Source organism: Microbacterium sp., from assembly GCF_047607225.1.
Classification (GTDB): domain Bacteria; phylum Actinomycetota; class Actinomycetes; order Actinomycetales; family Microbacteriaceae; genus Microbacterium.
In genome coordinates this window covers 36,518-62,525 of the sequence record NZ_JASGDO010000045.1, presented here as the reverse complement: position 1 = coordinate 62,525, position 26,008 = coordinate 36,518, and the positions used below count along the sequence as shown (strand labels likewise).

The window sequence follows — 26,008 nt, the reverse complement described above, 5'->3', positions numbered from 1 at the left end:
AGCTCATCATGGGCTTTGCTGACGACATCAAGAACACCGCCGAGAACCTCGCCGGAAAGGCGAAGGAGGCCGTGGGGAACCTCACCGACAACGACAAGCTCGTCGCGGAGGGCAAGGCCGACCAGGTCAAGGCCCACGCCAAGGACGCGGCCGCCGACGTCAAGGACGCCGCGAAGGACGCGAAGGACGCGCTCGGCGGCAAGTGACCGCGTCGCACGGCGCGCCGTCGGTGCAGCACGAAGGGGTCCGTCCTGTGGGACGGGCCCCTTCGTCGTCTCCGAGGGGCCACGAGCACCGGGCTGCGGCGTCGCGTCAGACCAAGAGCTGGTGGGCGGCGAGCTCGCGGTAGAGGGGCACCGTGGCTACCAGCTCCTCGTGCGTTCCCTGTCCGATCACTTCGCCGCCGTCCAGCACGACGATCAGGTCGCTGTCGACGACGGTCGACAGCCGGTGGGCGATCACGATCAGCGTGCGTCCGTCCGACACGGCGTCGATCGCCTCACGCATGCGTTGCTCGTTGCGGCCGTCGAGCGAAGACGTCGACTCGTCCAGCAGCAGGATGGGAGGTGCGGCCAGGAGCGCGCGGGCGATCGCCAGACGCTGGCGCTCGCCGCCCGAGAGCATGACGCCGGCCTCACCGACGGGCGAATCCAGGCCGAGGGGGTGTCGATCCAGGACGTGGTCGAGGTTGACGGCGCGGAGCACCCGCTCGCACTCCTCGTCGGTGGCCCGAGGAGAGGCCAGCCGGAGGTTCTCGGCGAGGGTTCCCGCGAGGGTGGGCGCGTCTTGCTCGACGTAGCCGAGCTGTGCACGCAGTCGGTCGCGGTCGATCGTGCGCACGTCGACGCCGTCGAGGAGGATCTGGCCGGCGGTCGGATCGTAGAAGCGCTCGATGAGCGCGAGGGTCGTCGACTTGCCCGCCCCCGAGGGCCCCACCAGCGCCACCCTGGCGCCGCGGGGAACGGCGAACGACACGCCGCGCAGCACCTCGTGGGCCTCCGACGGCGTCGCCTCCGCGGAGACCGGCACCTCCACTGCCGCGCCCATGCCGGCTTCGGCGAGGGTGCGGTGCGCGTCGAGCTCCGCGCGACGGCGGGCGGACACGACCGCGTCGGGGTAGCGGAAGTGCACGTCGCGGAACTCGATCGCCGCGGCCGGCGAGGCGGCTTCGCTCTCGGCGGCGGTGGCGATGGCCAGGCGCTCGTCGCCCTCGCACTCGGTCGGCAGGTCCAGCACCTCCTGGATGCGACCGAGAGCTCCCAGCGCCTGGTTCACCGAGGTGATGGCGCCCAAGAACGATCCGAGCGGTCCGATGAGAAGGAACAGGAACATCACGAAGGCGACGAGCTGCGCGATCGTGATCGCCCCCGCCGCCACCCGGAAGCCTCCGAACCCGAGCACCACCAGCAGCGAGGCCTGGAGCGCGACGCCGGCGATCGGCACGACGAGGGCGGAGACCTTCGCGATCCGCACGCCGACGTCGTACACGTCGGTGGCCTGCGCGCTGACGGCGTCCGCCTCCCGCTCGGTCGCGCCGGCGGCGCGGATGGTGCGGATGGCCCCGACGGCGCGTTCCACGCCCGATGCGAGCACCCCTACCTTCTCCTGCTGCAGGCGCGTGGCGACGCGGATGCGTCCGCTCAGCAGCACGACGCCGGCGATGGCGACCGCGAGCACGACGGCGATGGCTCCGAGCAGCACCGGGTCGATGACGGCCATGGCCACGATGGCGCCCGCGAAGATCAACGAGTTCCCGACCGCGTCGGCCAGTCCCTGGGTCAACACGGCGTACAGCAGGGTGGTGTCGGTGCCGACGCGCGAGACGAGGTCACCCGTCCGTCGTGCGTCGAACTCGCTGATCGGCAGATGCAGGATGCGGGAGATGAGGCGGCGTCTGCTCGAGTACACCACGGCGGTCCCCGTCCGCTGCAAGAGGTAGTGCTGGTATCCGGACACGAGCGAGGCCACCACGACGAGGCCGACGATTGCCCAGACGAGGCCGCCCAGCGGCTGCTCCTCCTGGACGAGGTCGATCACCCGACCGACCAGCACCGGTTGCGCCAGCGTCAGGGCCGCCCCGATCACGCTGAGGATCGCGACCGCGACGAGGACACCGCGGTGCTCCAAGAGGAAGGGGAGGAGTTGGCGGAGGCTGGCGCGGGGCCCGTCGTCCGTGGAGGCGCGGCGCAGGCCGCGGCGTGGGGTGGACATGGGGAGCTCCTCGGGTGGAGAGGTGGATCATCCGGCGACGCTGCCTCCTCCTATCTTCCCCCCGTCCACCCTGTGCGCGGCCCGCCGAGGGACGTGCCGCGGCGTCCAGCAGTGTCGGAACCGCCGGATAGTGTGGTCCGGTGCCTGACGCCGTGATCTCCGCCCAGAACCTCCGGAAGACCTACAAGGTCAAGGGCAAGCCCGATTTCGTCGCCGTCGACGGACTCAGCTTCGAGGTGGCGCCGGGCGAGTCGTTCGGACTCCTCGGTCCCAACGGTGCGGGCAAGTCCACGACGATGAAGATGATCGGAGCGGTCTCGACCCGCACCTCCGGGGCGCTCGAGATCCTCGGCCTCGACCCCGATCGCTACGGGCCCGAGATCCGCTCCCGACTGGGCGTCGTTCCTCAGCAGGACAACCTCGACGGCGAGCTCAACGCACGCGAGAACCTCTACATCTACGGCCGCTACTTCGGGCTCCCGGGAAAGGTGTGCCACCAGAAGGCCGACGAGCTGCTGGCCTTCGCCCAGCTCGAGGACAAGGCCAAGAACAAGGTCGACCAGCTCTCCGGGGGCATGAAGCGACGGCTCACGATCGCTCGTGGCCTCATCAACGACCCGCGCATCCTCCTCCTCGATGAACCCACCACGGGGCTCGACCCGCAGGCTCGGCACGTGCTGTGGGACCGGCTGTTCCGACTCAAGGAGCGTGGCACGACACTCGTTCTCACGACGCACTACATGGACGAGGCGGAGCAACTGTGCGATCGGCTTATCGTCGTCGACAAGGGGCGCATCATGGCCGAGGGCACGCCCGCCTCGCTCATCCGCGAGCACTCCAGCCGTGAGGTGCTGGAGGTCCGTTTCGGTTCCGACCGCAATGCCCAGGCCGCCGCGCAGCTCCAGGGCATCGGCGATCGTGTCGAGGTGCTCCCGGATCGGGTGCTCATCTATGCTCACGACGGCGAGGCCGCGCTGGAGCGCGTCGCCGCCGAAGGACTGCAGCCGATCACGAGCCTGGTCCGCCGCTCCAGCCTGGAAGACGTCTTCCTCCGCCTCACCGGAAGGTCGCTGATCGAATGACGACCGCCCTTCATCCCACCCTCGACGAACTGCGCGCGGAGGCGATCGAGTGGGGCCGCAAGCCCCGCCGCCGCGGCAGCTGGTATGTCACCGAGCACATGGTGCGTGCGATGCGCGCGTATGGCTGGACGATCATCGTCGGCGCCCTGGGTCAGCCGATCCTCTACCTGCTCGGGCTTGCCGCGGGGCTCGCCGCACTCATCCAGGCGCCGGTGGTCGACCGCGGTGTCGCGGTGGACTACCTGGTGTTCGTCGCCCCCGCCCTCCTCGTGACCGCCGCGATCTCGGTGGCCTCGGAAGAGATGACCTACCCCGTGATGGCCGGCTTCAAGTGGCGTCGCTACTTCTATGGCTTCAACGCCTCGCCGCTGGCGAGCCCGCAGATCGCGAACGGCGTGATCCTCGGCGCCGGCGCCCGGATGACGGTCGCCGTCGGGGCGTACTACCTCTTCATCTGGCTCCTGGGCGTCCTCGGTCTCGAGACGGTTCCCCATCCCGAGACCGGATGGCTGGCGATACCGATCGGCGTGGTGGCCGGGCTCGCCTTCGGAATTCCGCTGATGGCATACGCCGCGTCCATCGAAGATGACAAGGGGCAGTTCGCGCTCGTCCAGCGCTTCATCTTCATGCCGATGTTCCTGTTCTCGGGAACCTTCTATCCCCTCGACTCGCTGCCGGTGTGGCTGCAGTGGATCGGGTGGGTCTCCCCGCTCTGGCACGGCGCTGAGCTCGGCCGCGTCGCGACCTATCACGCGGCGGTTCCCACCGAGATGATCGCGATCCACGTGGTCTATCTGATCGTGCTGTCCTTGGCCGGATACCTGTGGGGGCGCCGGCTGTTCACCGAGAGGCTCGCGAAATGACCGCCGTCGCTTCCGTCGACACCTCCGTCCGCCGCGGCGGGGTCCGCGCGCTCTGGGCGGGCAATCCAGGAGCGGTCGTGCAGCGCGGGCTGATCGCGGCGCGCTCGTCGAGCTGGGCGGTCGTGCTGTCGGGGTTCTTCGAGCCCGTGTTCTACCTCGCCTCGATGGGCATCGGCCTGGGCAAGCTCATCGGCGACGTGCAGACCTCGCAGGGCGTCGAAGTGAGCTATGCGGCGTTCATCGCCCCGGCGCTCCTGGCTGTCTCGGCCATGAACGGCGCGATCTACGATTCCACCTGGAACGTCTTCTTCAAGCTCAACTACGGCAAGCTCTACGAGGGGATGCTGTCGACGTCGCTCGGTCCGCTCGATGTCGCCCTCGGCGAGATCCTCTACGCACTTCTGCGCGGGCTCCTGTACGCCACCGGGTTCATGATCATCATGCAGGTGCTGGGGCTGAACCTTGCGTGGACGGCGGTGCTCGCCATTCCCGCGGTGCTCCTCATCGCGTTCGGGTTCGCGAGTCTCGGCATGGCGGTCACGAGCTACATGAAGACCTTCCAGCACATGGACTGGATCAACTTCGTGCTGCTGCCGATGTTCCTCTTCTCGGCCACGTTCTACCCGATCACGGTCTACCCGGGCTGGGTGCAGCAGATCGTGATGGCGCTACCGCTGTGGCACGGCGTGGAACTCATCCGGGGTCTGACGACCGGGGTGCTCCATGCCGGCATGCTCTGGCACGTGCTCTACTACGCCGTGATGATCGGGGTGGGGCTGGTGTTCACCACCAAACGGCTCCGAGCGCTGTTCCTCGACTGAGCGGGTCCGTGCGGCCGGCGCCGACCGCACGGACCGTCGTCAGAGCGACCCGGTCTCGCCGAGGCCGAGGTTGCTCTCGTAGTCGATGTCCTTCGTCTCCTTCGACAGCCACAGCGCGATCAGAGTGAGGACGGCCGAGCCACTGAGGTAGACGCCGACGAGCCACGGCGAGCCACCCGCCATCGCCCAGAGCGTCGTGGCGACGACGGGCGCGAGGGCCGCGCCGAGGATCGAGGAGACGTTGTACGCGATCGCCGATCCCGTGTAGCGGACGTTGGTGGGGAAGAGCTCGGGAAGGAGCGCGCCCATCGGGCCGAAGGTGGCTCCCATGAGCATGAACCCGAGGATGAGGAAGGCCTGGACGAGCGCCCCGGTGAACTTCGGATCCACCTGCGGGGCGAGGAACACGGAGAAGAGCAGCCCGAAGACGGCGATCGCCGCGGTGATCCACAGCAGCAGTCGGCGTCGCCCGATGCTGTCGGCGACGGGCCCCGACAACAGGGTGAAGATGCCGAAGAAGACGACGCCGATGATCTGCATGATGACGAAGTCGGTGTAGCCGAACCCGAGACCCGCGACGTAGGTCGAGGGGTCGAAGGCGGGTCCGCCGGCATCGGCGGCAGCCTGAGCCCCCTCGGCCGTGGCCTTGGTGCCGTACGCGAGGGTGAAGCTCGTCATCAGGTAGAAGAGCACGTAGGTGGCCAGCATGATGAAGGTGCCGAGGATCATCGGCCACCAGTGCCGGCGGACGACCTCACCCAGGGGGAACTTGCGCAGAGCCCCCTTCTTCTCGGCCGAGGAGAAGGTCTCCGACTCCACCAGGCGCAGACGCACCCAGAGCCCGACGATCACCATGACAGCCGAGAAGAGGAACGGGACGCGCCAGCCCCATTCCAGGAAGGCCTCGGAGCGCACCGCCGGGCCGTCCGGGTGGGGGAGGGCGAAGTTGATGAGCAGGAACACCGTGTTGGCGATGATGAAGCCGATCGGCGCGCCCAGCTGAGGGAAGGTCCCGTACCAGGCGCGCTTGCCCTGGGGAGCGTTCTCGGTGGCGACGAGTGCGGCGCCGGACCATTCGCCTCCGAGGGCGAAGCCCTGGGCCAGGCGCAGCACGAGCAGCAGCACCGCCGCCCAGACTCCGATCTCGGTGAACGTCGGAAGGAAGCCGATCAGGAAGGTCGCGATCCCCATGGTCAGGAGCGAAGCGACGAGCGTGGCCTTGCGGCCGAACCGGTCACCGAAGTGGCCGAAGACGACGGCGCCGATGGGGCGGGCCACCATGGCCGCGCCGAACACGCTGAAGGACAGCAAGAGGGCGGTGGTGTCGTTCCCCGTGGGGAAGAAGAGGAGCGGGAAGACGAGCACGGCCGCCGTCGCGTAGACGTAGAAGTCGTAGAACTCGATGGTGGTCCCCACCAGGCTCGCGGTGATGACGCGCGAGCGGGGATTGACGGGGGTGGTGGACGGAGCGGGAGCGTGGGACATGGAGCACCTGGAAGACACGGAGGGACAGCGGATCCTCGTGGGATGAGGGCCAGGCGGGTCGCGCGCCGCGCGGGGTGGTGCGCGGGGCGGCTCGGAGGTCGTGGCGGAGCGGCGGTTAGCCGGAGCCGACGGAAAATCGTACGTCCGCATGCGACGCACTCGGGTGAAACGTCAACCGCCGTCCGCCACGTGTGCGGCGGACGGCGGTGGTGGTGCGACGGACGGTCAGCGCCAGAGGACGGCCAGAGCGGCGTTCAGGAGCGTCAGGACGCCGATGCCCCAGAAGAGGGGAGCCGGGACGCTGCCCACCTTGCGCTGGCGTGAGGCACCGATGCCGAGGAGGGCGCCGATGACGAGGAGCACGACGAGCTTCACCCCGATCTTGACGTAGTTGAGCTCCCACGTGATCCCCCATGGGGCGGCCAGCGCCAGGCCGGCGACCCCGGCGATCGCGAGACCCCAGTGCTGCAGCCGCGTGATCTTGCGGTCGCCGACGGCGGCGACCAGCCAGGCTCCGAAGAGGGTGGCGAACCCGACGAGGTGGACCAGGACGACGACGTGGCGGAGGGTTTCCATACCCTCAGTCTATCTGAAGGTCAAGAGGAGAGGTTGCGGGGCTTTGCGCGCTGTCGATAGGCTCGCATCGCCGCAGGGACCGAAACGCTTCGGTAATTTCGGTTCGCCCTCTCGACATCACAAAGGAGTGAGTATGCCTTCGATCACACGGGATCGTCCGCCGCGATCACCAAGACGGATGAGGACAGCGGCGATCATCGCCGCGACGGTCTCCGTCGTCGGCGCGGCGAGCGCCGTAAGCGTGTCGGCCGCCGCAGCCACGAGACCAGTCGACTACGCGATCGACCTCTCGCCCGCCGCGATCGCCGCTCCGGCCTGGCAGGTGACCGGCGAGATCGACCTCGTCAGCCGCGTGGCGCTGGAGCCGGGCGGCGCGTTGTGGCAGGGGATCGCCTCGACCACCGAGGCGACGACGCCACAGCCGGGCGACATCGTGCACGGCTCGGTGGAGGTGCTCCGTCACGACGACGTCGATGCCGACGCGACGGTCCTCATCCGGGTCACCGACGACCGGGGGATCCTCGCGGAGCACACCGATCTCACCTCCGTGGAGGCCGGTGTGCCCACGGCCGTCGAGACGGCGCCGGTCGCCGGCGACGCGCGTATGCACGAGGGGGCGACGACCCTCTGGGTGGAGTTGCACAACGACACCGAGGGAACGATCGAGTTCACCGACGTGCGTCTGTGGGGGGAGCGAGACGGCGAGCGTGTGGACTACGTGCTCCCCGACGCCGACTTCTCGGACGGTTTCGGTGGTGACCTCTGGGGTCACAGCAAGGCCGTCGTCACGCGCGTCGCCGAGCTCGCCCCGGGGGCGCGGGCAGAACGAGCGATCGAGATCGATGCGGCGAACGCGGACCTGCCGATGACCGGCGACCGGCTGACGCTGTTGGCGGAGGTCTTCGGCGCCTCGGCGTCGCCCTCCCACGGATCCATCTCGATCCGCTCGGAGAGCGAGGACCTCGCGCGGACGACCTGGGATGCCGCTGCAGGATGGCAGGACGTCGAGGCCGCGACCTCCGTCGCCCTCGCCTCGGACGTCGCCACGGTGCGGGTGGTCATCGACAACCCCACCAGCGCCCCCGTGCGCCTGCGTGCGCTCGAGCTGACCGGCGAGCGGGGTCGCCCCAGTGACGACCTGAACGGCGACGGGCGTGTCGACGACGATGACCGCGCGTGGTTCGCGGCGGCCGTCCGCGACGGGTCCGCCGACGATGCGTGGGACTACGACGGCGACGGCGAGGTGACCGCCGCCGACGTGGACTACTTCGCGCGATTCGTCCTGGACGACTCCTCGGTCGTCTTCCCGAGTCTTGCCCATCTCGACTTCCTCAGCGAAGACGTCGAATTGGACGGACAGCAGATGATGATCACGCACCTCTACTCGGAGCCTCGACGGGCGGGCGATCCGGCTTCCGGCTACGTCTGGGTCGGCGACCCCCAGGAGGGTGTCTCTGCGCTCGACGACGTCGCCCGAGCGGTCATCGCCTATGCCGAGCACCACACCACCTACGGTGACACCCACAGCTACCGGCAGCTGGTCAAAGGTGTGCGCTTCGCGATGTGGATGCAGGCCGACAACGGCGACTTCGACAACTTCGTCGCCCGGGACGGCGCAGGCGAGCTGGTCAAGAAGGACAGCCAGTCCTCGCAGACCTCCTTCGGATACTGGGCCGCGCGCGCCTGGGAGGCGTTCGCCACCGCCCTTCCGGCGATCGACGAGCGCGACCCCGCCCTGGCGGCCGAGGTGCGGGCGCGCCTCGACCTCATCCGCGATCGGGTGAGTGCGCTGCTGGCAGCGGCGCCCGCCAGCGGCGAGGGCCGACTTCTCGCCGGTGACGTGTGGATGTCCTCGATCGCCGTCAACGCCGCCAGTCGGGAGTACGCCGTCGCCGACGCGGGCGCGCGCGCCTCGCTGTCCTCGATCGTGGCGCAGCTGGCCGGGGGTATCGCCGCACATCAGCGAGGTTCGTTCACCTCGTATCCGCTCGGGGCGATCCAGAACGCTGCTGGCGGCTGGGACGAGTGGGGGAGCGTGCAGGTGGAGGCCCTGGCGCGCGCCAGTGTGGTCACCGGCGACGGCACGTTCCTCGAACGGGCGCGCACGAGCGCGGAGAGCTTCCTCTCCGATCTGCTCCTGTCCGGCCGGGCCTACGCCGTCTCGCCGAACAAGGCCACCTATCCGCAGCTGAACTACGGCACGGCCAGCTACGTCGACAACTTCCTCGCGTTGTACGAGGTCACCGGAGATCGGGTGTACGCCGACGCAGCAGGTCTGGCGGCGTCGTGGTGGCGAGGGAACAATCCTGCCGAGACGATCATGTTCACCGAAGACACCGGCGTCGCCTTCGATGCCGTCGACCACAACGGGGTGAACCGCAACGGCGGGGCGGAGTCGGTCGTAGAGGCGCTGCGCGGCATCCTGAGGGTGCAGCGGGTGCCCGCCGCGCTCTCCGCGATGACCGCGAGCATCGGCGACCGCGTGTCGGCGCAGGTCGTGGAGGCCGAGGAACTCGCCCGCGCGGTGGGAGGCGCGGACACGCGCCGCGAGCTTCCCGACGGAGACCTCAACGACCCGGCTCGCGCGCTCGTGACCCCCGCGCCGTCGTCGGGCACGGACGAAGGGCCCGTCTATGCCGACGCTCAGCGGGTGGAGGAGCCTCAGGAGATCTACCCCTCCTGGTCGGGACGCAGGGCGATCTTCGTCGCCGGATCCGGGCACAACAACGTCCGGCTCTTCGACGGCGGGTTCCTCGAGTCGCGGATCGAGGTCGGCGGCGAGGGCCAGCCGGTGCCCGGCGACAGCCTTGCCGTGCGCTTCAGTGCCATCGTGCAGTTCGACACCGACCTCGACGCGGAGGTGCTCGGCGTGGATGCCGCGGGCACCGAGACCCTGCTCTCGGACGACTCCGGCTTCAGCTACCACCCGCGCACGTGGTACGCCGGCGGAGCGGCGGTGCGCACCTCGCCGATCGTCGCCGTCCCCGAGGACGCCGTGGCGGTCGTAGTGCGCTTCTCGGTCACATCGACGAAGTCGATCCCTGCCGAGGGCTACGCGAACGTCACCGAGGCGAGCCTCTGGCGCGTCGGCACTCCCGAGTTGCGCTACGGTGCCTCCGATCTCTCCGGCGGCGCCTACGCTCAGCTGGACGCAGACTCGACGCATGACTGGACGGCTGACCTCATGCGATCCGACGACTACCTCGTCTACGCCAGCGTGCGCGCGGGCGAGGAGGACACCCAGCGACGGGCGGGAGCGGCCACCGGCGGAAGCGGCTCGCTGCGCGTCGGCGGCGTGGACGTCGGCGTGATCACGGCGCCGGGGGAGACCGGGCAGGTCACCATCGTGCCGGTGGGCCGGCTCGCACTGCCGGCCGGTCCGCTCCCGGTGCGGGTGATCGCCGGTCAGGAGGGGCTGGCGCTGGACGCGCTGATCTTCTACCCGGTGCGCACGTCGGTGGAGCTGCGCTCTCCCGACGGCACCGAGAGACTGATCGTGCGTGACGCGGATCAGAGGAGGTTGCTCTCCGGCACCGCCGCCGAAGTCGCCCCGACGGCCTCTCCCACCGCCTCTCCCACCGCGTCTCCCGCTCCGACCACGACCGCCGCGACCCCGGTTGCCCCGACGCCGACGGCGACCGCGTCGTCGACCGGCGGCTCTCCGGCGGCAGCGGGCGAGGGCGACGGGGCACTGGCGGGAACAGGTGGAGCGTCCACCCCGCTGTGGTGGATCGCCGGCGTCCTGGCGTTCCTCGTGGGAAGCGCGCTCGTGCAGCGGGCGCGCCGGACGCGGCGCAGCTGAGACCGCGCAGAAGGGGCTCGCGGCGGGATGACACCTGCCGCGGGCCCGTCCGGTCAGCGCATGTCGCTGCGCAGGCGTCCCGCGGAGCCGCGGAGCACGAAGCGGGCCTCCGACAGCACGACGTCGGCGGGGCGTCCCCCCGTCACGGCGTCCAGCAGCATGCGTGCGGCTTCCCGGCCCAGCTGCCGGGGAGAGGTCTGCACGGTCGCGAGTTGAGGTTTCACGAACTCGCCGATGCGGTTGCCGTCGTAGCCCACGATGGAGAGGGCGTCGGGGACGGCGACGTCGAACTCGATCGCCCGGTTCATGAAGCCGATCGCCGACTGGTCGTTCGCGCAGAACACCGCGGTGGGACGCTCGTCTCGTGTCAGCAGGATCTCGGCCGCCCGGCGCCCGCCTTCATAGGTGAAGCTGCCGTCTTCGACGAGGTCGGCCGGCAGGCCCTCCTCCGCCATGGCCGCCTGCCAGGCCCGCAGACGCTCAGCGGAGTGGGCGTAGGTGTCGGGCCCGCTGACATGAGCGATCCGCCGGTGCCCCAGCTGGACGAGGGTGTGGACGACGTCGCGGATGGCGCGGGTGCCGTCCTGGTGCACGGCGGGGAAGGCGAAGTCCGCCTCGGCCGGGTTGACGGCGACGGCGGGCACTTCGAGATCGCGCAGGAGTGCGATGCGAGGGTCGTCGACCTTGAGTTCGTTGAGGAAGACGCCGTCGACCCGCCGGCCGTGGACGAGCTCGACCAAGCGGCGGAGGGTGGCCTGCGAATCCTCGGTTACCAGGAGCGCCAGAACGTACCCCTCGGCGGAGAGCGACTCTTCGATGCCTCCGATGAACGCCCCGAAGAACGGATCGGCTTCGAGGACATCGGGATGCCGCTCGACGACGAGCCCGACGGCGAAGGCGCGTTGGCTCGAGAGCGACTTCCCGCGCATCGACGGAACGTAGTCGAGCTGGGCGGCCACCTCCTTGACGCGCGCGCGGGTGGCCTCCGAGACTCCGGGGCGGTCGTTGAGCGCGGCCGATGCGGAGCTGAGGGCGACCCCCGCCTCCCGAGCGACGTCGACGATGGTGGCGCGCGCCGTGGCGGGTGACCGATTCGCCTGAGCCGCCCGGCCCGCGGAGGTTGTGTTCTTCATCGAAGTCAGTCTAAAGTACGAGTACCGAAAGAACAGAAACGTTTCGGTTCTGCCTCGAAGTACTGCACAAAGGAGTGACATGCGCACACACATCACCCGGGGGATCGCGGCCGTCGGGGTCGCCGCTCTCGCGCTGGCCGCCGTGACCGCCTGCTCGTCGACCGAGGACGGCGCCGCGACCGGCGAGGTCTCCGGGACGCTGCAGATCCTCGTGTCGAGCTCGTCGGGATCCGACGCCGCCTTCGCGAAGGTCAACGAGGCCTTCATGAAGAAGTACCCCGATGTGAAGGTCGAGTTCAGTGCCGTTCCCAACGAGAACTTCAACTCCACCCGGTCGTCGCGCCTGACCGCGGGCAACGTCGACGTCACGCTCGCCCAGCCCCGCGATGTACCCGCCTTCGCCGAGGGCGTGTCCGCGAGCGATGACAACGTGGCCGCCGACGCGGGGCTCTTCGTCGACCTCACCGATCAGGCTTTCATGAAGAACTTCACCCCGACGGTGCTGGAGGCCACCGCCTACAACGGCAAGCAGTACACGGTGCCCACCGGCCTCAGCTACTACTCCGGCGTGTACTACAACAAGAAGATCTTCGACGACCTCGGCCTGGAGATCCCGACGACGTGGAGCGAGTTCGAATCCGTCGCCGCCGCGCTCCAGAAGGACGGCATCACCCCGCTCGGCATCGGCGGGAAGGACAGCTGGCCCGCCGGTCTCGCGATGCTCGCCGCGGTGCAGGGCCTCTACCCGACAGCCGACGACAAGAACGCGCTGGCGACCGGCCTCTGGGACAACTCGCTCTCGCTGACCGACGGCACGCAGCTGCAGGTGCTGGAGAGGGTGAAGAGCCTCTACGACATGGCCCAGAAGAACTTCGCCGGCGTCGGGTACGACGCCATCCCGTCGGGCTTCGCCAACGGGGACTTCGCCATGACCATCGACGGAACCTGGAACCAGACGACGATCGACGACGCCGTCGGCGACGCGTTCGAGTACGGATACTTCCCGTTGCCGGCCAGCGACGACGCGGCCGACAACGCAACTCTTGCCGGCAAGGTGGAGCTCCGGCTGGCGGCAGCCTCCAACGCCCCCAACAAGGCGGCCGCACTCGCCTACCTCGACTTCTTCTCGAGCCCCGAGGTCTACGCCGACTTCGTGGCCACCACGGGGTTCGCGCCCGCACAGCCGAACATCACCGCGAGCGATTTCCTCACGGGCATCGCCGACTACACGGCGACCTTCTCGCCGGCGTGGGACACGATCTGGGTGTCGAACCAGGACGCCGGCCCCGCAGCCGTGTTCCCGTTCAACTACCCCGCCATCGCTCCGCTCGGAACGATGACCGTGCCCCAGGCCGCCCAGGAAGCGCAGTCGGCCTGGTCCGCCGCCTTCTGATCGACCGACCGCGCCCGCGGGCGGCGACCATGTCGTCGTCGCCCGCGGGCCCCTCCAAAGGAATGGCATGAGCACCTTCCCCTTCGGGCACCGTCGCACCATGCGGGTGAGCATGAGCGCCGGCGCGGCCGTCCTCGCCGTCTTCGCCCTCGTCCCGGCGGTCGCCGTCTTCGCGATCTCCTTCACCGACATCCGGGGCCTCCCCGGCATCCCGGTGAACTTCGTCGGTCTCGAGAACTACGCCCGGTTCTTCTCCGCCGCCAAGCTCGGCTACAACCTCAACGCGCTGCAGAACACCCTCGTCTACGCGATCGTCTCCACCGTCGTCATCAACGTGCTGGCGCTCGGCATCGCGGTGCTCTTGAACACCAGGCTGCGCGGACGCACCTTCACCCGCGCGCTGGTCTTCCTGCCGACGATCCTCGGGGTCACCGTCATCGGCCTCATCTGGTCGCTGTTCTTCAACCCGTCGGCCGGGCCCGCCGCCACGATCTGGTCGTGGTTCGGGGCCGACTCGGCGTTCTTCGGCGACCCCGCCCTCGCGCTCGGGCTCGTGATCTTCGTGCAGATCTGGGCGGGACTCGGCGTCGCCGTCGTCATCTATCTCGCGGGCCTCCAGTCGATCCCCGAGGAGCTGTACGAGGCGGCGGCCCTCGACGGCGCAGACGGCGCGAAGAGACTGCGCCTGGTCACGATCCCGCTCCTTGCCCCGTCCGTCACGGCCAATGTGCTCCTCGCGATCGTCGGCTCGCTGCAGAGCTACCAGCTCGCCTACGTCCTCACCGGCCCGAACAACCCGGCCACGCAGTTGCTCTCGCTCGCGATCTTCGCTCAGGCGTTCGGCGGATCCACCACCAGCGGCATGGGGCAGTCGCAGGGATATGCCGCGACCATCTCGGTCATCCAGTTCTTCATCGTCGGCATCGCCTCTCTCCTGGTGATGTGGTACCTGCGCAGAAGGGAGGCCCGACTGTGACCACCGTGGAACTGCGGCCCGGCCGCGTCGAGAAGCGCCGACGTCCGCTCACGCCCGGCCGTGTCGTGTCGTACCTCCTGCTGGCCCTCGTCGCCGTCTGCTATCTCTTCCCCCTGGCGTTCCTGCTGAACACCTCGCTCAAATCCAGTGGTGCCTTCTTCGCCGATCCCGGGGCCGTGGTGACCGATCCCCAGTGGGGCAACTTCGGGGCAGCCTGGGTGCAGGGGAACTTCGGCGCGTACCTTGCCAACAGCATCATCTACACCCTGACGGCGGCGGCGATCGGAACCGCGGTCTCACTCGTGCTGGCGTTCCCGGTGGCGAGATCGTATGTGAAGCATCCGCGCCTATGGAACCTGCTGTTCGTGGTGCTCCTATTCCTCCCCAACGCCCTCATCACGCAGTTCCAGCTTCTGCTCCGCCTGGGGCTCTACAACACGCAGATCGGCTACATCGCCATCATGGCCGCGGGGGTGGGGATCGGACCGATCCTGCTGGCCGGATACGTCCGCTCGATCCCGTTCGAGCTCGACGAGGCGGCGGCCGTGGACGGTTGCGGCTATTGGCGGTACCTCATGACGTTCGTGATCCCGATGGCCCGGCCCGCCCTTGCCACGGTGTTCATCCTGCAAGCGATCGGCGTGTGGAACGACATCATCCTCGCAACGATCCTCCTCCCCGATCCCGCGAAGAGTCCGATCTCCCTCGGCCTGTACGCGTTCAAAGGCACCTACACGAACGACTGGCCGCTGCTGGCGGCGGCCACGATGATCGTCGCGGCGCCGCTGCTGGCGGCCTACGTCTTCCTGCAGCGGTACCTCGTCGGGGGCGTCGTCGGCTCCGTCAAGGGCTGATGCCTCCCTCCCGCCCCGTCCCTCCTCGACACGAAAGCCCTCTCATGACCTCTCCCGCCGTCTCCACGGCATCTACCGTCCCCTACGAGATCCGTCGGCTCGGCGTGCTCATGTCGCCCGACCCGCAGGCGCCGGAGGAGGTGGAGGGCGTCCTCAATCCTGCGGTGGCGACTGACACCGACGGCAGGGTGTGGCTGTTCCCGCGCCTGGTCGCCGAGGGGAACTTCTCGCGCATCGGCCGGGCCGAGGTGCAGTGCGACGGCGGGGTGCCCGTCGGAGTGCGCCGCGACGGCATCGCCCTCGAACCGGACCGCACGTGGGAGGCGGGGGGCCGGCACGGAGGCGCCGAAGACCCGCGCATCACCCGCATCGACGCGCTCGGGCTCTACGTCATGACCTATGTCGCGTTCGGTCCCACGGGCCCGCGGACCGCACTGGCCGTCTCCGATGACGCGCGCTCCTGGCGACGCCTTGGACCCCTGCAGTTCGCGTACGAGGATGCGCTCGATCTCGACCTGAACCTCTTCCCGAACAAGGACGTCGTCTTCTTCCCGGAGATCGTGCCGGCCCCCGACGGGACCCCGTCGGTCGCGCTGTTGCACCGGCCGATGTGGGACCTCAGCTTCGTGCGTCCCGACCACGACGTGCGTCTGCCCGACGGCGTCGTCGAGCAGCGGCCGAGCATCTGGATCTCCTACGTACCCGTCGACGAGGTGCATCGCGACCAGTCGGCGCTCACGCGTCCCCGGGGTCACCGTTTCCTCGCCGGACCGAAGCAGGACTGGGAGAGTCTGAAGATCGGTGCCGGCCCCGCCCCGCTGAGGGTTCCCGAGGGGTGGCTCCTGCTGTACCACGGTGTCTCGGGAACGATCGAGGGAAGCGTGTTCACGCCGCAGGTCGACGTCCACTACGCCGTCGGAGCGATGCTGCTCGACCCGACCGATCCGTCCCGTGTCATCGAGCGCACCGCCGCCCCGCTGATGATTCCGGAGACCGACGGAGAGCGCGAAGGCGTGGTCGCCAACGTCGTCTTCCCGACGGCCGTGGAGCGGATCGAGGAGCGCGACTTCGTCTTCTACGGCATGGCCGACAGCCGGATCGGCGTCGCCGAGCTCGTGCGGCGGGAATCGTGACCCGTCCGCTCACGACCGCGTCGCAGCGGCTCGCGCTCGCCCGCGCGCGGGCACAAGCCAATCCGCAGACCGACGCCCTGTCCGAGCACACCTTCCTCGCGCAGTTCGCCGAGCCTCGGGAGTGGCAGGTCGGTCCCTTCGCCGAACGGCCCGAGCTGCGATTCGACGGACGCCCCTGGGAAGACCCGTGGGGGATCGGGTGGGAGGTGGCCTCGCTCATCAACTCGTCGCTCTTGCCCGAGGGTGACCGGCTCCACCTGTTCTACCGCGCTTCGCCGGCCAAGGAGTCGCTGGCCTCGCGCATCGGCCACGCCGTTCTCGACGCCGACGGCACGTGGCAGGACGACGCGGCCAACCCCCTCGTCTGGCCGACGGTCGAGGGGGAGGACCTCGGCGTCGAGGATCCCAAGATCTACCGAGCCGAGGGGCGCTACCTGCTCTTCTACAACGGGGTGTTCACCGTCACCGACGCCGATCGCGCGCAGTACCCGTCGCCGGGGTACGAGGTCGGCGACGTCGGGTGCGACATCTCGGTCGCCGAGTCCGACGACCTCCGCACCTGGACCAAGCGCGGACGGGTCGTCGACCGCGACGTGTCACGGCTCTGGGCGAAGGGCGCCGTCATCCCGCGCGACCTCGACGGCAACGCCGTGCGCATCGGCGGCGAGTACCTGATGTACCTCTCCGAAGGCTGCAATGGCCGTCTGCACGTGGGGCGCTCGACGGACCTCGTCAGCTGGAGCTTCGCCCCGTGCGACTATCTCGACCTCACCGGCTTCGGCGACATCCTGCACGAGGTGGCCACCGCGATCGTGATCGACGACCGTCTCGTCCTCGACTTCTTCTACGAGTCGGAGGGCACCTGGCGGGCCGGGCAGGCGCTCTACCGACTCGAGGACCCCTTCACCGCGAGGGAGCTCGCCCGTGGCGGCACGCTCGCCTGGGGTGGAATCGTCCGCTGGAGAGGCGAGACGATGTTCGCTCAGGGATGGGACGCGCCCCCGGGAGAGGCCCAGGTGCAGCTCTTCGTGCGCTGAGCGACGGGGTTCAGCCGCGCAGCTCGCGCAGCAGCACCGCGGTGCGCAAGGCCGCGTCGGCCGCCTCGGCGCCCTTGTCCTCCTTCGAGCCGGCGAGGCCGGCACGATCGAGGCCCTGCTGCTCGTCGTCGAGGGTCAAGACGCCGAACCCCACGGGCTTGCCCGTCTCCAGGGCGACGCGCGTGAGGCCATCGGTCGCTGCGGACGAGACGTACTCGAAGTGGGGCGTCCCGCCGCGGATGATGACTCCGAGGGCGACGACCGCGTCGGCCCCCGCCTCCAGCGCCACCTTGCTCGCGACGGGGAGCTCGAAGGAGCCGGGCACCCGGACGAGCCGCCACGACGCGCCGGAGGCCTCCAAGACGCGCTCGGCTCCCGCGATCAGGCCGTCGGTGATGGTGTCGTGCCACGTGCCGGCGACCACGATCACGCGCAGCCCCGTCGCGTCCACCCGCTCCGTCGTCGGTGCCCCGTGTCCGCTCATGCGTTCTCTCCCTGTGCTCCGGCCAGCGCCTGGTCCAGCGCCGCACCGTCGATGATGTGTCCCATTCGCTCCGCCTTCGTGGCGAGGTACTGGTGGTTGTTCGGCCCGACGCCGACCAGCAGCGGCACCTGCTCGACGATGTCGAGTCCGAGTGCACGCAGCTGGTTGACCTTGTCGGTGTTGTTCGTGAGGAGACGCACCTTGTCGACGCCGAGGTCGGCGAGGATGCCGGCAGCGGCGGCGTAGTCGCGCGCGTCGGCCGGGAGGCCGAGGGCGAGGTTCGCATCGACGGTGTCGAGGCCGCGCTCCTGGAGGCTGTAGGCGCGGAGCTTGTTGATCAGCCCGATTCCTCGTCCCTCATGGCCCCGCATGTAGATCACGACACCGCCGTCCTGCTCGATCGCATCGAGGGCGGCGTCCAGCTGCGGGCCGCACTCGCACTTCAGCGAGCCGAAGGCCTCGCCCGTCAGGCATTCCGAGTGGACGCGCACGAGCGACGCGTCCTCGGTGAGGTCGCCCGAGACGACGGCGATGTGGTCGGTGCCGGTGATCCGGTCCTTGTAGGCGAGGAAGCGGAAGGAGCCGTGCGAGGTCGGCACCTGCGCCTCGGCGCGGAGGCTGACGCGTCGGCGCGAGCCGTGCTCGCCCTGTGACTGGGCCACCGAGGTGCCATCGAGGTGAGCGATCAGCTGCTCGATCGTGATGACCGGCACGCCCTCGCGCGCCCCGAGTTCGAGCAGGCCCGGAAGCCGCATCATGCTGCCGTCCTCGGCGACGACCTCACCGATCGCCCCCACCGGCTGGAGACCTGCGAGCATCATGAGCTCCACGGCCGCCTCGGTGTGCCCCGCCCTCTCGCGCACCCCACCGTCGACGGCGCGCAACGGAAGGATGTGCCCGGGGCGGATGACCGAGGACGGGGTCGAGGCGGGATCGGCCAGGACGTTCAGGGTGTGGGCGCGGTCGGCCGCGCTGATGCCGGTCGATACGCGGTCGGCGGCGTCGACGCTCACGGTGTACGCCGTCCCGCGGCTGTCCTCGTTGACTGCCACCATGGGCGGCAGGTCGAGTCGGTCGGCCCAGTCGGCGGGCATCGGGGCGCAGAGGAAGCCGCTCGACCAGCGGATGGTCCAGGCGAGCCATTCGGGGGTGGCGAGCTCGGCCGACAGGATGATGTCGCCCTCGTTCTCGCGGTTCTCATCGTCGGCGACGATGACCGGGCGGCCGGCGCGGAGGGCGTCGAGGGCCTCGGGAATGGTGGAAAGGCTCATGCGGAGCCTCCTTCTCGGATGGTGTCGGGTCGGAAGTCGAGGAGGCGCTGCACGTGGCGCGCGAGGATGTCTGTCTCGAGGTTCACGCGGTCGCCGGGGCGCAGCGCGCCGAGTGTCGTCTTGTCGAGGGTCTCGGGGATGAGCGACACCTCGAACCAGGCCTCTGGCGCATCGGCGGGCGAGACGGCCGAGACGGTCAGCGAGACTCCCTGCAGGGAGATCGAGCCCTTGTCGACCACGAGCGGCGCCAGGTCGGCAGGCAGCGACACCCGGATCACACGCCATTGTGCTCCCGGTCGGACCTCGATGACACTCCCGGTGCCGTCGACGTGTCCCTGCACGATGTGTCCTCCCAGGCGCGCGTGCGCGGCGAGCGCGCGCTCGACGTTCACCTCCGCGCCGACGTCGAAAGCGCCGAGACTGGACATGTCCAGCGTCTGCTTCATCACGTCGGCGGTGAACCAGTCCTCGCCCTGATCGGTGACCGTCAGGCAGACGCCGCTGATGGCGATCGAGTCTCCGCGGCGGGCGTCCGACACCGCGAGGGGCGAGCGCACCGTGAGTCGCACGCCGTCGCCGGACGGCTCGATGGCGGTGACGACGCCGCGCTCTTCGATGATCCCGGTGAACATCAGGCGGTCTCCTTCTCGATGAGGGGGCGGGTGGTGACCAGGAGGTCGTCGCCGAGGCGCTCGACCGTGACGATCTCGAGTCGTCGTTGCTGGGCGATCGTGGACACACCCACGTCGGTGACCGCGACGCGGTCGCCGCCGATCACGGTGGGGGCGATGTAGGTGAGGACCTCGTCGACGAGACCCGCACGCAGGAACGAGCTGGCCAGCGTCGGGCCGCCCTCGACGAACACGGACTGCGCACCCAGCTCGCGGAGGCGGTCGAGGAGGTCGGGAAGGTCGTCGCCCTCGTCCTGCAGGAAGGGTCGAGGGTGACGTCGGACAGCGGCCTCCTGCGGCACCGCGCGGGTCCCGACGATGACGGGCCGCGGCTGGTCGGGGAGCAGTGCGCCGTTCGGCTCCCGTGCCGTCAGCGCCGGGTCGTCGGCCAGCAGCGTGCCGGTGCCGACGATGATCGCGTCGGCCCGCGCGCGTCGGCGGTGCACGTCCGCCCGCGCCTCAGGCCCCGTGATCCACTGGCTGGTGCCGTCCTGGGCGGCAGCGCGACCGTCGAGCGACTGCGCCCACTTGATCGTCACGTGCGGCCGCCCGAGCCGCTGCACCGTGAGCCATCCGGCCAGCAGCTCGGCGGCCTCCTCGGCGCGTACACCCGCGACGACGTCGACGCCGGCGGCCCGCAGCCGGTCGGCTCCGCCCGAGGACGCCTCGCCGGGGTCGTCGATCGCGTAGACCACGCGCGCGATCCCGGCATCGATCAGCGCCTGCGCGCACGGTCCCGTGCGGCCCGTGTGGTTGCACGGCTCGAGGCTCACGACGGCAGTCGCTCCGCGCGCGGCATTCGGCGCGAGGTGGGAGAGAGCATCGACCTCCGCGTGAGCGGTGCCCGCACCGCGGTGCCAGCCCTCAGCGAGCAGCTCGCCGTCAGCGCCGAGGATCACCGCGCCCACCTGGGGGTTCACCCCGCGCGGCCCGTTGAGCGCCAGCATCAGCGCGCGGCGCATCGCCTCGCTCTCGCGGTCGGTGGCGGCCATCCCTCGTCCTTCGGTCAGACTCCGGGGATCGGTCGACGCCTCGCCGGCATGCGCTATCGACACACACCGCCTGTGCTTCCTCCCATCCGGACTCGCGACTCGCGTCGCATCACCGTCGGTCCTGGAGTTCCACCAGGTCAACCCGTCGCCGTGGCGAGGGGCTCGCGGACTGTCACCGCCGGTTCGGATTCTCACCGACCCCGGAGCACATCGTGCTTCCGAGTGTACTCAACGCGTCCCGCGGTGTTTCATTCCGCGCCAGCCTCTCCACAGGCCGGGCGACGTAGCCTGGGGTGGAGAGGACGGGTATGCAGACAGCGGAGGAACGCACGAGGCTCATCGACCGGCCGTACGCCGACGTGCTCATCATCGGGGGCGGCATCAACGGTCTCGCGACCTTCCGCGACCTCGCACTGCAGGGTGTGGACGTCGCGTTGGTCGAGCAGAACGACTTCGTCTCGGGGGCATCGGCCGCCTCCAGCCACATGATCCACGGCGGCATCCGGTATCTCGAGAACGGCGAGTTCCGTCTCGTCCACGAGGCCGTCACCGAGCGCAACGCCCTGCTGCGCATCGCGCCCCACTACGTCCGGCCGCTGCAGACGACGATCCCGATCTACTCCACGTTCTCGGGCCTCCTGTCCGCACCGCTGCGGTTCCTGCGCCACGGGGCCGGCGCGCCGAGGGAACGGGGCGCGCTGCTCATCAAGATCGGCCTGGTCATCTACGACTCCTTCTCCCGCGGAGGCGGCTTGTGGGGTAAGGGCACCGTGCCCCGTCACGCCTTCCACGGCCGCCGACGCTCCCTCGAGCAGCTGCCCCAGCTGAATCCCCGCGTGCGATACACGGCGACGTACTGGGACGCCTCCCTGCACGATCCCGAGCGATTGGCGCTCGACGTGCTCCACGATGGGCGGCTCGCCGGTGGCGAGCGTGCCCGCGCGGCCAACTACACGGCAGCGGTCGGTGTCGACGACGGCCGCGTGGTGCTGCGGACGGAGGACGGCGAGGAGTTCCCCTTCACGGCGTCGGTGATCGTCAATGCCTCCGGTCCGTGGACCGACCTCACCAACGCCGCGCTCGGGCAGCCCACGCGCTTCATGGGCGGGACGAAGGGCTCGCACATCGTGCTGGAGCACGACGAGTTGCTGGCGGCCACGGGCGGACGGGAGTTGTTCTTCGAGCACTCCGACGGCCGCATCGTCCTCATCTACCCGCTCAAGGGACGTGTGCTGGTCGGGACGACCGACCTGGAGCACGACATGACCGAACCGCTCGTGTGCACAGAGGCGGAGGTGGACTATTTCTTCGACCTCATCGGGCACGTCTTCCCCGGCATCGAGGTCTCCCGCTCCCAGATCGTCCACCGCTTCGCCGGTGTCCGCCCGCTTCCCGGCCACGGCGACCTCGCTCCCGGATTCGTCTCGCGCGACTATCGCATCGAGGCAGAGCGACTGCCGGGAGCGACCGGCGCGAGCGTGCTCAGCCTCGTGGGCGGGAAGTGGACCACCTTCCGGGCGTCGGCGGCCCACCTCACCGACCGAGTCCTGGCCCTGCTGGCCGTGCCACGGCGGCGGAGCACCAAGGGGCTCCCGATCGGGGGCGGCAGGGGATACCCGCAGAGCCATCGCGCGCGTCGCCAGTTGATCGAGTTGCACGCGCCGGGGCTCGGCGCGCGCCGGGCTGAGACGCTGCTCGACCGCTACGGCACCCGCGCCGGCGAGGTGATCGCTTCCCTCGGCGACGACGACAGGGACCTGCGCACCCTTCCCGGCTACAGCGTGGGCGAGGTGCGGCACCTCGCGCGCACGGAGGATGTCGTCCACCTGGACGATCTGGTGCAGCGTCGCACGAGTCTGGCCTTTGCCGGCCTGGTCGATGCCGAGGTCGCCGCCGAGCTGGCCGAGGTGATCGCACCGGTGCGGGGGTGGGACGCCGCGACGCGCGACGCCGAGGTCGCCCGCACCTTGGAGCGGATCGACTCCGCCGTTCCCGGCCGCCCCACACTTTCCGCGCGATAGCGTGTCAGGGCGTGTGACGGCCGCCGGAGGAGCCAGAGCCGGCGACTCAGTGAGGAGACGATGTTGCCCAGCCATGTGATCGCTGTCGACCAGGGGACCACCTCCACTCGGGCCATCGTGTTCGACGCGACGGGAGGGATCGTCGGCACTGCTCAGCGCGAGCACGAGCAGATCTTCCCGCGGGCCGGACGGGTGGAGCACGACGCCGACGAGATCTGGACGAACACCGAATGGGTGCTCGCGCGGGTCATGGAGGACACCGCCCTCTCCCGCGACGACGTGGCCGCGATCGGGGTGACCAACCAGCGCGAGACCGCGATCGTGTGGGATCGGCGCACCGGACGGCCCGTCCATAACGCCCTCGTGTGGCAGGACACCCGCACCCAGCCCATGCTCGACCGCATGATCGCCGAGCGCGGGGTGGACGCCTTCACCGAGCAGACCGGCCTTCCGCTGGCCACCTACTTCTCCGCGTCGAAGCTCGCCTGGATCCTCGAAAACGTTCCCGGCGCGCGCGAGGATGCCGAGGCGGGGCACCTGCTGTTCGGCACGGCCGACAGCTGGGTGGTGTGGAACCTCACCGGGGGCGTGGACGGCGGAATCCACGTCACCGACGTCACCAACGCGAGCCGGACGCTCCTCATGGACCTCCGCACGCTGGACTGGTCCGACGAGCTCCTCGAGATCTGGCGGGTGCCGCGCTCGATGCTCCCGGCGATCCACTCGTCCTCGGAGGTGGTCGGTGCGGTGCGCACCCCGGCCGCGCTCCGCGGAGTGCCGCTGGCAGGCATCCTCGGTGATCAGCAGGCGGCGACGTTCGGGCAGACGGCCTTCGACACGAGCGAGTCGAAGAACACCTATGGCACCGGCAACTTCCTCCTCGTGAACACCGGGACCGAGCTCGTGCGGTCGCGGGCGGGGCTGATCACGACGGTGGCGTACCGTTGCGGCGACGAACCCGCGCGCTATGCGCTGGAGGGATCGATCGCCGTCACCGGGTCTCTCGTGCAGTGGCTGCGTGACAACCTCGGCCTCATCCGCAGCTCGGAAGAGGTCGAGACCCTGGCCACGACGGTGGACGACAACGGCGGCGCCTACTTCGTCCCGGCCTTCTCAGGGCTGTTCGCGCCGTACTGGCGCCCCGATGCCCGCGGCGCCCTGCTGGGGCTCACCCGGTTCGTCACGAAGGGCCACGTCGCGCGTGCGGCGCTGGAGGCGACGGCGTTCCAGACGCGAGACGTCATCGAGGCCGTCGTCGCCGACGCGGGCCGGGAACTGGAGGAGCTGCGGGTCGACGGCGGGATGACCCGCAACGCGACGCTCATGCAGTTCCAGGCCGACATCCTCGGGATCCCGGTGGTGCGCCCCCGGGTCGTGGAGACGACGGCGCTCGGTGCCGCGTACGCTGCGGGCCTTGCCGTGGGCGTGTGGGCGGACCGTGACGAACTGCGCACGCACTGGAAGGAAGACGCGCGGTTCGAGCCGCGTATGGATCCCGACGAGCGCGCGCGTCGCTATCGGCAGTGGAAGAAGGCCGTCTCGAAGTCGATCGACTGGGTCGACGACGACGCCCGCATCCTCATGGGCACCACCGGCTGACGCGCTCCGCCGGCGGGTCGTCGAGACGCTACTTCAACAGCCGCGAGAGGCGTCGGTCCGCGAGGATCTTCCCGCCGGTCTGGCACGTCGGGCAATACTCCAGGCTGTTGTCGGCGAAGAAGACGCTGCGGACCTCGTCGCCGCACACCGGGCACGCCTGTCCGCGCCGCCCGTGCACGGCCATCCCCCTCCGCTTGGCGTCCTTGAGCTCTGCCGGCGGCTTGCCGCTGGCCTCGGCGACCGCGTCGGTGAGGGTGTCGCGAACGGCCGCGTAGAGGCGATCGATCTCGGCGTCGTCGAGCCCGGCCGCCAGCGCGTAGGGCGACATGTGCGCCGCGTGGAGGATCTCGTCGGAGTAGGCGTTGCCGATGCCCGCGACGATCGACTGGTCGCGCAGCACCCCCTTGATCTGCGTGCGGCGCCCGGCGAGGAGGCCCGCGAGCGTGTCGCGGGAGAAGTCCTCGGCGAGGGGATCAGGGCCCAGGCGTGCGATCCCGGGGACGTCGTCGGGGTGCCGGGCTGCGTAGACCGCGAGGGACTTCTTCGTGCCGGCCTCGGTGAGGTCGAATCCGGAGTCGTCGTCGAAGCCCACCCGAAGGGCGATGGGGGTCTTCCCCGGCCGGATCACGGTGGCCGGCAAGAGGTCGTACCACCGCAGCCAGCCCGCTTTGGCCAGGTGGAAGATCAGGTGGGGCACCGCGGCGCCGTCCTCGGTGCCGATGTCGACGAACTTGCCGTGCCGCGTGACACCGGCCACGCGCGCGCCGACCAGAGCGGGCAGGGGTGGGTCGTAGGTCTTCAGCGCCGCGATGTTGGCGACGGTCGCCTTCGTCACCGTCCGTCCGCGCAGGCGCCCGTCGAGGAAATCGACCAGTCCCTGCACCTCGGGCATCTCCGGCATGCCCTCATCCTGCCACCGTGAGCGGACACGCGCGCCCCCTCGTGGGCGGGACCGGTCAGGCGTCGAGCACGGGCCAGGGCTGCGGGGTGCGGTCGTCGGAGGGGAGGAGCCCGGCGATCCAGCCGTCTGCCCGGGCGCCGGCGCCGTTCCGCAGCGACGCGCGCTGCGTGCCCTCGAAGCGGAACCCGAGTGCGCGGGCGGCGCGGGCGGAAGGGAGGTTGCCGACGACGGCGCGCCACTGGATCCGCGCAAGCTCCAGCCCATCGGCGGAGAAGCCCCAGTCGATCACGGCAGTGGCGGCCTCGGTCAGGAAACCATGGCCGCGGTGGGCGGCCGACATCCAGTAGCCGAGCTCGGCATCGCCCCCGCCCAGGCGATGCAGCCCCACCACCCCGGTGAGCACACCGTCGGCGCGGACCGCCCACGTCGCCTCCGTCCCGGACTCCCACCACTCGGTGGCGCGCGCAACGAAATCCACCGCGTGATCGCGCGTGTAGGGGCTCGGCACCGTCGTGTAGCGCTGGATGTCCGGATCCTGGCAGGCCGCGAAGATCGCATCGACGTCGTCCGCCGTCGCCGCCGAGAGCTCGAGTCGGTCGGTGCGGAGCGTCACGGGCTGCATCCTCCGACCCTATCTCCGCGGCCGGCCGCGTCCCGCTCAGGAAAACTCCGCCGGGCAGGACGATCCGGTGAGATCGGTCCT

General features: G+C 69.9%; 22 protein-coding genes and 1 riboswitch. Of the genes, 12 read left to right on the top strand and 10 right to left on the bottom strand.

Annotated features, from left to right (window positions below):
• The first annotated feature begins 8 nt into the window (after positions 1 to 8).
• The gene (locus QM591_RS09385) at positions 9 to 206 is read left to right on the top strand and encodes a CsbD family protein (RefSeq protein WP_067163708.1); all 198 of its coding nucleotides are present in this window, start codon (positions 9 to 11) and stop codon (positions 204 to 206) included.
• A gap of 106 nt (positions 207 to 312) precedes the next feature.
• Here the strand turns inward: QM591_RS09385 and QM591_RS09380 are convergent, their stop codons facing one another.
• Positions 313 to 2,211 (bottom strand): ABC transporter ATP-binding protein, encoded by a 1,899-nt coding sequence (locus tag QM591_RS09380; RefSeq protein WP_415131882.1) that lies wholly within the window; start codon positions 2,209 to 2,211, stop codon positions 313 to 315.
• Between the two features lie 140 nt (positions 2,212 to 2,351).
• Between QM591_RS09380 and QM591_RS09375 the strand changes: the two genes are divergently transcribed.
• From QM591_RS09375 to QM591_RS09365, 3 genes are read left to right on the top strand one after another with little or no spacing between them, the layout of a single operon-like run.
• On the top strand, positions 2,352 to 3,293 hold the full coding sequence (locus QM591_RS09375) for an ABC transporter ATP-binding protein (RefSeq protein WP_415131880.1): 942 nt from the start codon (positions 2,352 to 2,354) through the stop codon (positions 3,291 to 3,293).
• On the top strand, positions 3,290 to 4,156 hold the full coding sequence (locus tag QM591_RS09370) for an ABC transporter permease (protein ID WP_415131878.1): 867 nt from the start codon (positions 3,290 to 3,292) through the stop codon (positions 4,154 to 4,156). The genes QM591_RS09375 and QM591_RS09370 overlap by 4 nt, the downstream gene beginning before the upstream one ends.
• Positions 4,153 to 4,977 (top strand): ABC transporter permease, encoded by an 825-nt coding sequence (locus QM591_RS09365; RefSeq protein ID WP_415131876.1) that lies wholly within the window; start codon positions 4,153 to 4,155, stop codon positions 4,975 to 4,977. The genes QM591_RS09370 and QM591_RS09365 overlap by 4 nt, the downstream gene beginning before the upstream one ends.
• A gap of 39 nt (positions 4,978 to 5,016) precedes the next feature.
• Here QM591_RS09365 and QM591_RS09360 read toward each other — a convergent pair whose 3' ends face one another.
• Together QM591_RS09360 and QM591_RS09355 are read right to left on the bottom strand one after the other, a co-directional pair.
• The gene (locus tag QM591_RS09360) at positions 5,017 to 6,462 is read right to left on the bottom strand and encodes an MFS transporter (protein ID WP_415131874.1); all 1,446 of its coding nucleotides are present in this window, start codon (positions 6,460 to 6,462) and stop codon (positions 5,017 to 5,019) included.
• A 225-nt stretch (positions 6,463 to 6,687) separates the two neighbouring features.
• Complete coding sequence (locus tag QM591_RS09355; RefSeq protein WP_415131872.1) at positions 6,688 to 7,038, bottom strand: Fe-S protein; 351 nt, start codon at positions 7,036 to 7,038, stop codon at positions 6,688 to 6,690.
• A 178-nt stretch (positions 7,039 to 7,216) separates the two neighbouring features.
• On the opposite strand from QM591_RS09355, the gene QM591_RS09350 reads away from it, so the two are divergent.
• Entirely contained in the window at positions 7,217 to 10,840 is a 3,624-nt protein-coding gene (locus QM591_RS09350; protein ID WP_415131870.1) for a hypothetical protein, read from the top strand.
• 53 nt (positions 10,841 to 10,893) lie between these two features.
• On the opposite strand, the gene QM591_RS09345 is transcribed toward QM591_RS09350, so the two are convergent.
• A complete protein-coding gene (locus QM591_RS09345) occupies positions 10,894 to 11,973 on the bottom strand; it encodes a LacI family DNA-binding transcriptional regulator (protein WP_415131868.1) in 1,080 nt (359 codons plus the stop codon).
• A gap of 79 nt (positions 11,974 to 12,052) precedes the next feature.
• Between QM591_RS09345 and QM591_RS09340 the strand changes: the two genes are divergently transcribed.
• The 5 genes from QM591_RS09340 (at position 12,053) to QM591_RS09320 (ending at position 17,366) form a co-directional block, all read left to right on the top strand.
• Positions 12,053 to 13,366, top strand: coding sequence for an ABC transporter substrate-binding protein (locus tag QM591_RS09340; RefSeq protein ID WP_415131866.1), 1,314 nt, complete (start codon positions 12,053 to 12,055; stop codon positions 13,364 to 13,366).
• A 67-nt stretch (positions 13,367 to 13,433) separates the two neighbouring features.
• Positions 13,434 to 14,342, top strand: a complete 909-nt coding sequence (locus QM591_RS09335) for a carbohydrate ABC transporter permease (RefSeq protein WP_415131864.1) — start codon at positions 13,434 to 13,436, stop codon at positions 14,340 to 14,342.
• Positions 14,339 to 15,196 carry a carbohydrate ABC transporter permease gene (locus tag QM591_RS09330; RefSeq protein ID WP_415131862.1) on the top strand — a complete coding sequence of 286 codons (858 nt, stop codon included), beginning with the start codon at positions 14,339 to 14,341 and terminating at the stop codon, positions 15,194 to 15,196. The genes QM591_RS09335 and QM591_RS09330 overlap by 4 nt, the downstream gene beginning before the upstream one ends.
• A gap of 44 nt (positions 15,197 to 15,240) precedes the next feature.
• Positions 15,241 to 16,329 carry a glycosidase gene (locus QM591_RS09325; RefSeq protein ID WP_415131860.1) on the top strand — a complete coding sequence of 363 codons (1,089 nt, stop codon included), beginning with the start codon at positions 15,241 to 15,243 and terminating at the stop codon, positions 16,327 to 16,329.
• Complete coding sequence (locus QM591_RS09320) at positions 16,326 to 17,366, top strand: hypothetical protein (protein ID WP_415131858.1); 1,041 nt, start codon at positions 16,326 to 16,328, stop codon at positions 17,364 to 17,366. The genes QM591_RS09325 and QM591_RS09320 overlap by 4 nt, the downstream gene beginning before the upstream one ends.
• A gap of 10 nt (positions 17,367 to 17,376) precedes the next feature.
• On the opposite strand, the gene ribH is transcribed toward QM591_RS09320, so the two are convergent.
• Genes ribH through ribD form a run of 4 tightly spaced genes read right to left on the bottom strand, consistent with a single transcriptional unit; the run spans position 17,377 to position 20,784 of the window.
• Complete coding sequence (ribH, locus tag QM591_RS09315; RefSeq protein WP_415131856.1) at positions 17,377 to 17,850, bottom strand: 6,7-dimethyl-8-ribityllumazine synthase; 474 nt, start codon at positions 17,848 to 17,850, stop codon at positions 17,377 to 17,379.
• Entirely contained in the window at positions 17,847 to 19,121 is a 1,275-nt protein-coding gene (gene ribA, locus QM591_RS09310) for a GTP cyclohydrolase II (protein ID WP_415131854.1), read from the bottom strand. The genes ribH and ribA overlap by 4 nt, the downstream gene beginning before the upstream one ends.
• Positions 19,118 to 19,753, bottom strand: a complete 636-nt coding sequence (locus QM591_RS09305) for a riboflavin synthase (protein ID WP_415131852.1) — start codon at positions 19,751 to 19,753, stop codon at positions 19,118 to 19,120. Before QM591_RS09305 ends, ribA begins: the two co-directional genes overlap by 4 nt.
• Entirely contained in the window at positions 19,753 to 20,784 is a 1,032-nt protein-coding gene (gene ribD / locus QM591_RS09300) for a bifunctional diaminohydroxyphosphoribosylaminopyrimidine deaminase/5-amino-6-(5-phosphoribosylamino)uracil reductase RibD (protein WP_415131850.1), read from the bottom strand. Before ribD ends, QM591_RS09305 begins: the two co-directional genes overlap by 1 nt.
• Positions 20,785 to 20,854: 70 nt before the next feature.
• A riboswitch (FMN riboswitch) is annotated at positions 20,855 to 20,995 on the bottom strand.
• A gap of 97 nt (positions 20,996 to 21,092) precedes the next feature.
• On the opposite strand from ribD, the gene QM591_RS09295 reads away from it, so the two are divergent.
• Positions 21,093 to 22,805 (top strand): glycerol-3-phosphate dehydrogenase/oxidase, encoded by a 1,713-nt coding sequence (locus QM591_RS09295; RefSeq protein ID WP_415131848.1) that lies wholly within the window; start codon positions 21,093 to 21,095, stop codon positions 22,803 to 22,805.
• Between the two features lie 60 nt (positions 22,806 to 22,865).
• Positions 22,866 to 24,404 (top strand): glycerol kinase GlpK, encoded by a 1,539-nt coding sequence (gene glpK / locus QM591_RS09290; RefSeq protein ID WP_415131846.1) that lies wholly within the window; start codon positions 22,866 to 22,868, stop codon positions 24,402 to 24,404.
• A 28-nt stretch (positions 24,405 to 24,432) separates the two neighbouring features.
• On the opposite strand, the gene QM591_RS09285 is transcribed toward glpK, so the two are convergent.
• On the bottom strand, positions 24,433 to 25,305 hold the full coding sequence (locus QM591_RS09285) for an Fpg/Nei family DNA glycosylase (protein WP_415131844.1): 873 nt from the start codon (positions 25,303 to 25,305) through the stop codon (positions 24,433 to 24,435).
• A gap of 55 nt (positions 25,306 to 25,360) precedes the next feature.
• Positions 25,361 to 25,927 carry a GNAT family N-acetyltransferase gene (locus tag QM591_RS09280; RefSeq protein WP_415131842.1) on the bottom strand — a complete coding sequence of 189 codons (567 nt, stop codon included), beginning with the start codon at positions 25,925 to 25,927 and terminating at the stop codon, positions 25,361 to 25,363.
• Between the last annotated feature and the right edge of the window lie 81 nt (positions 25,928 to 26,008).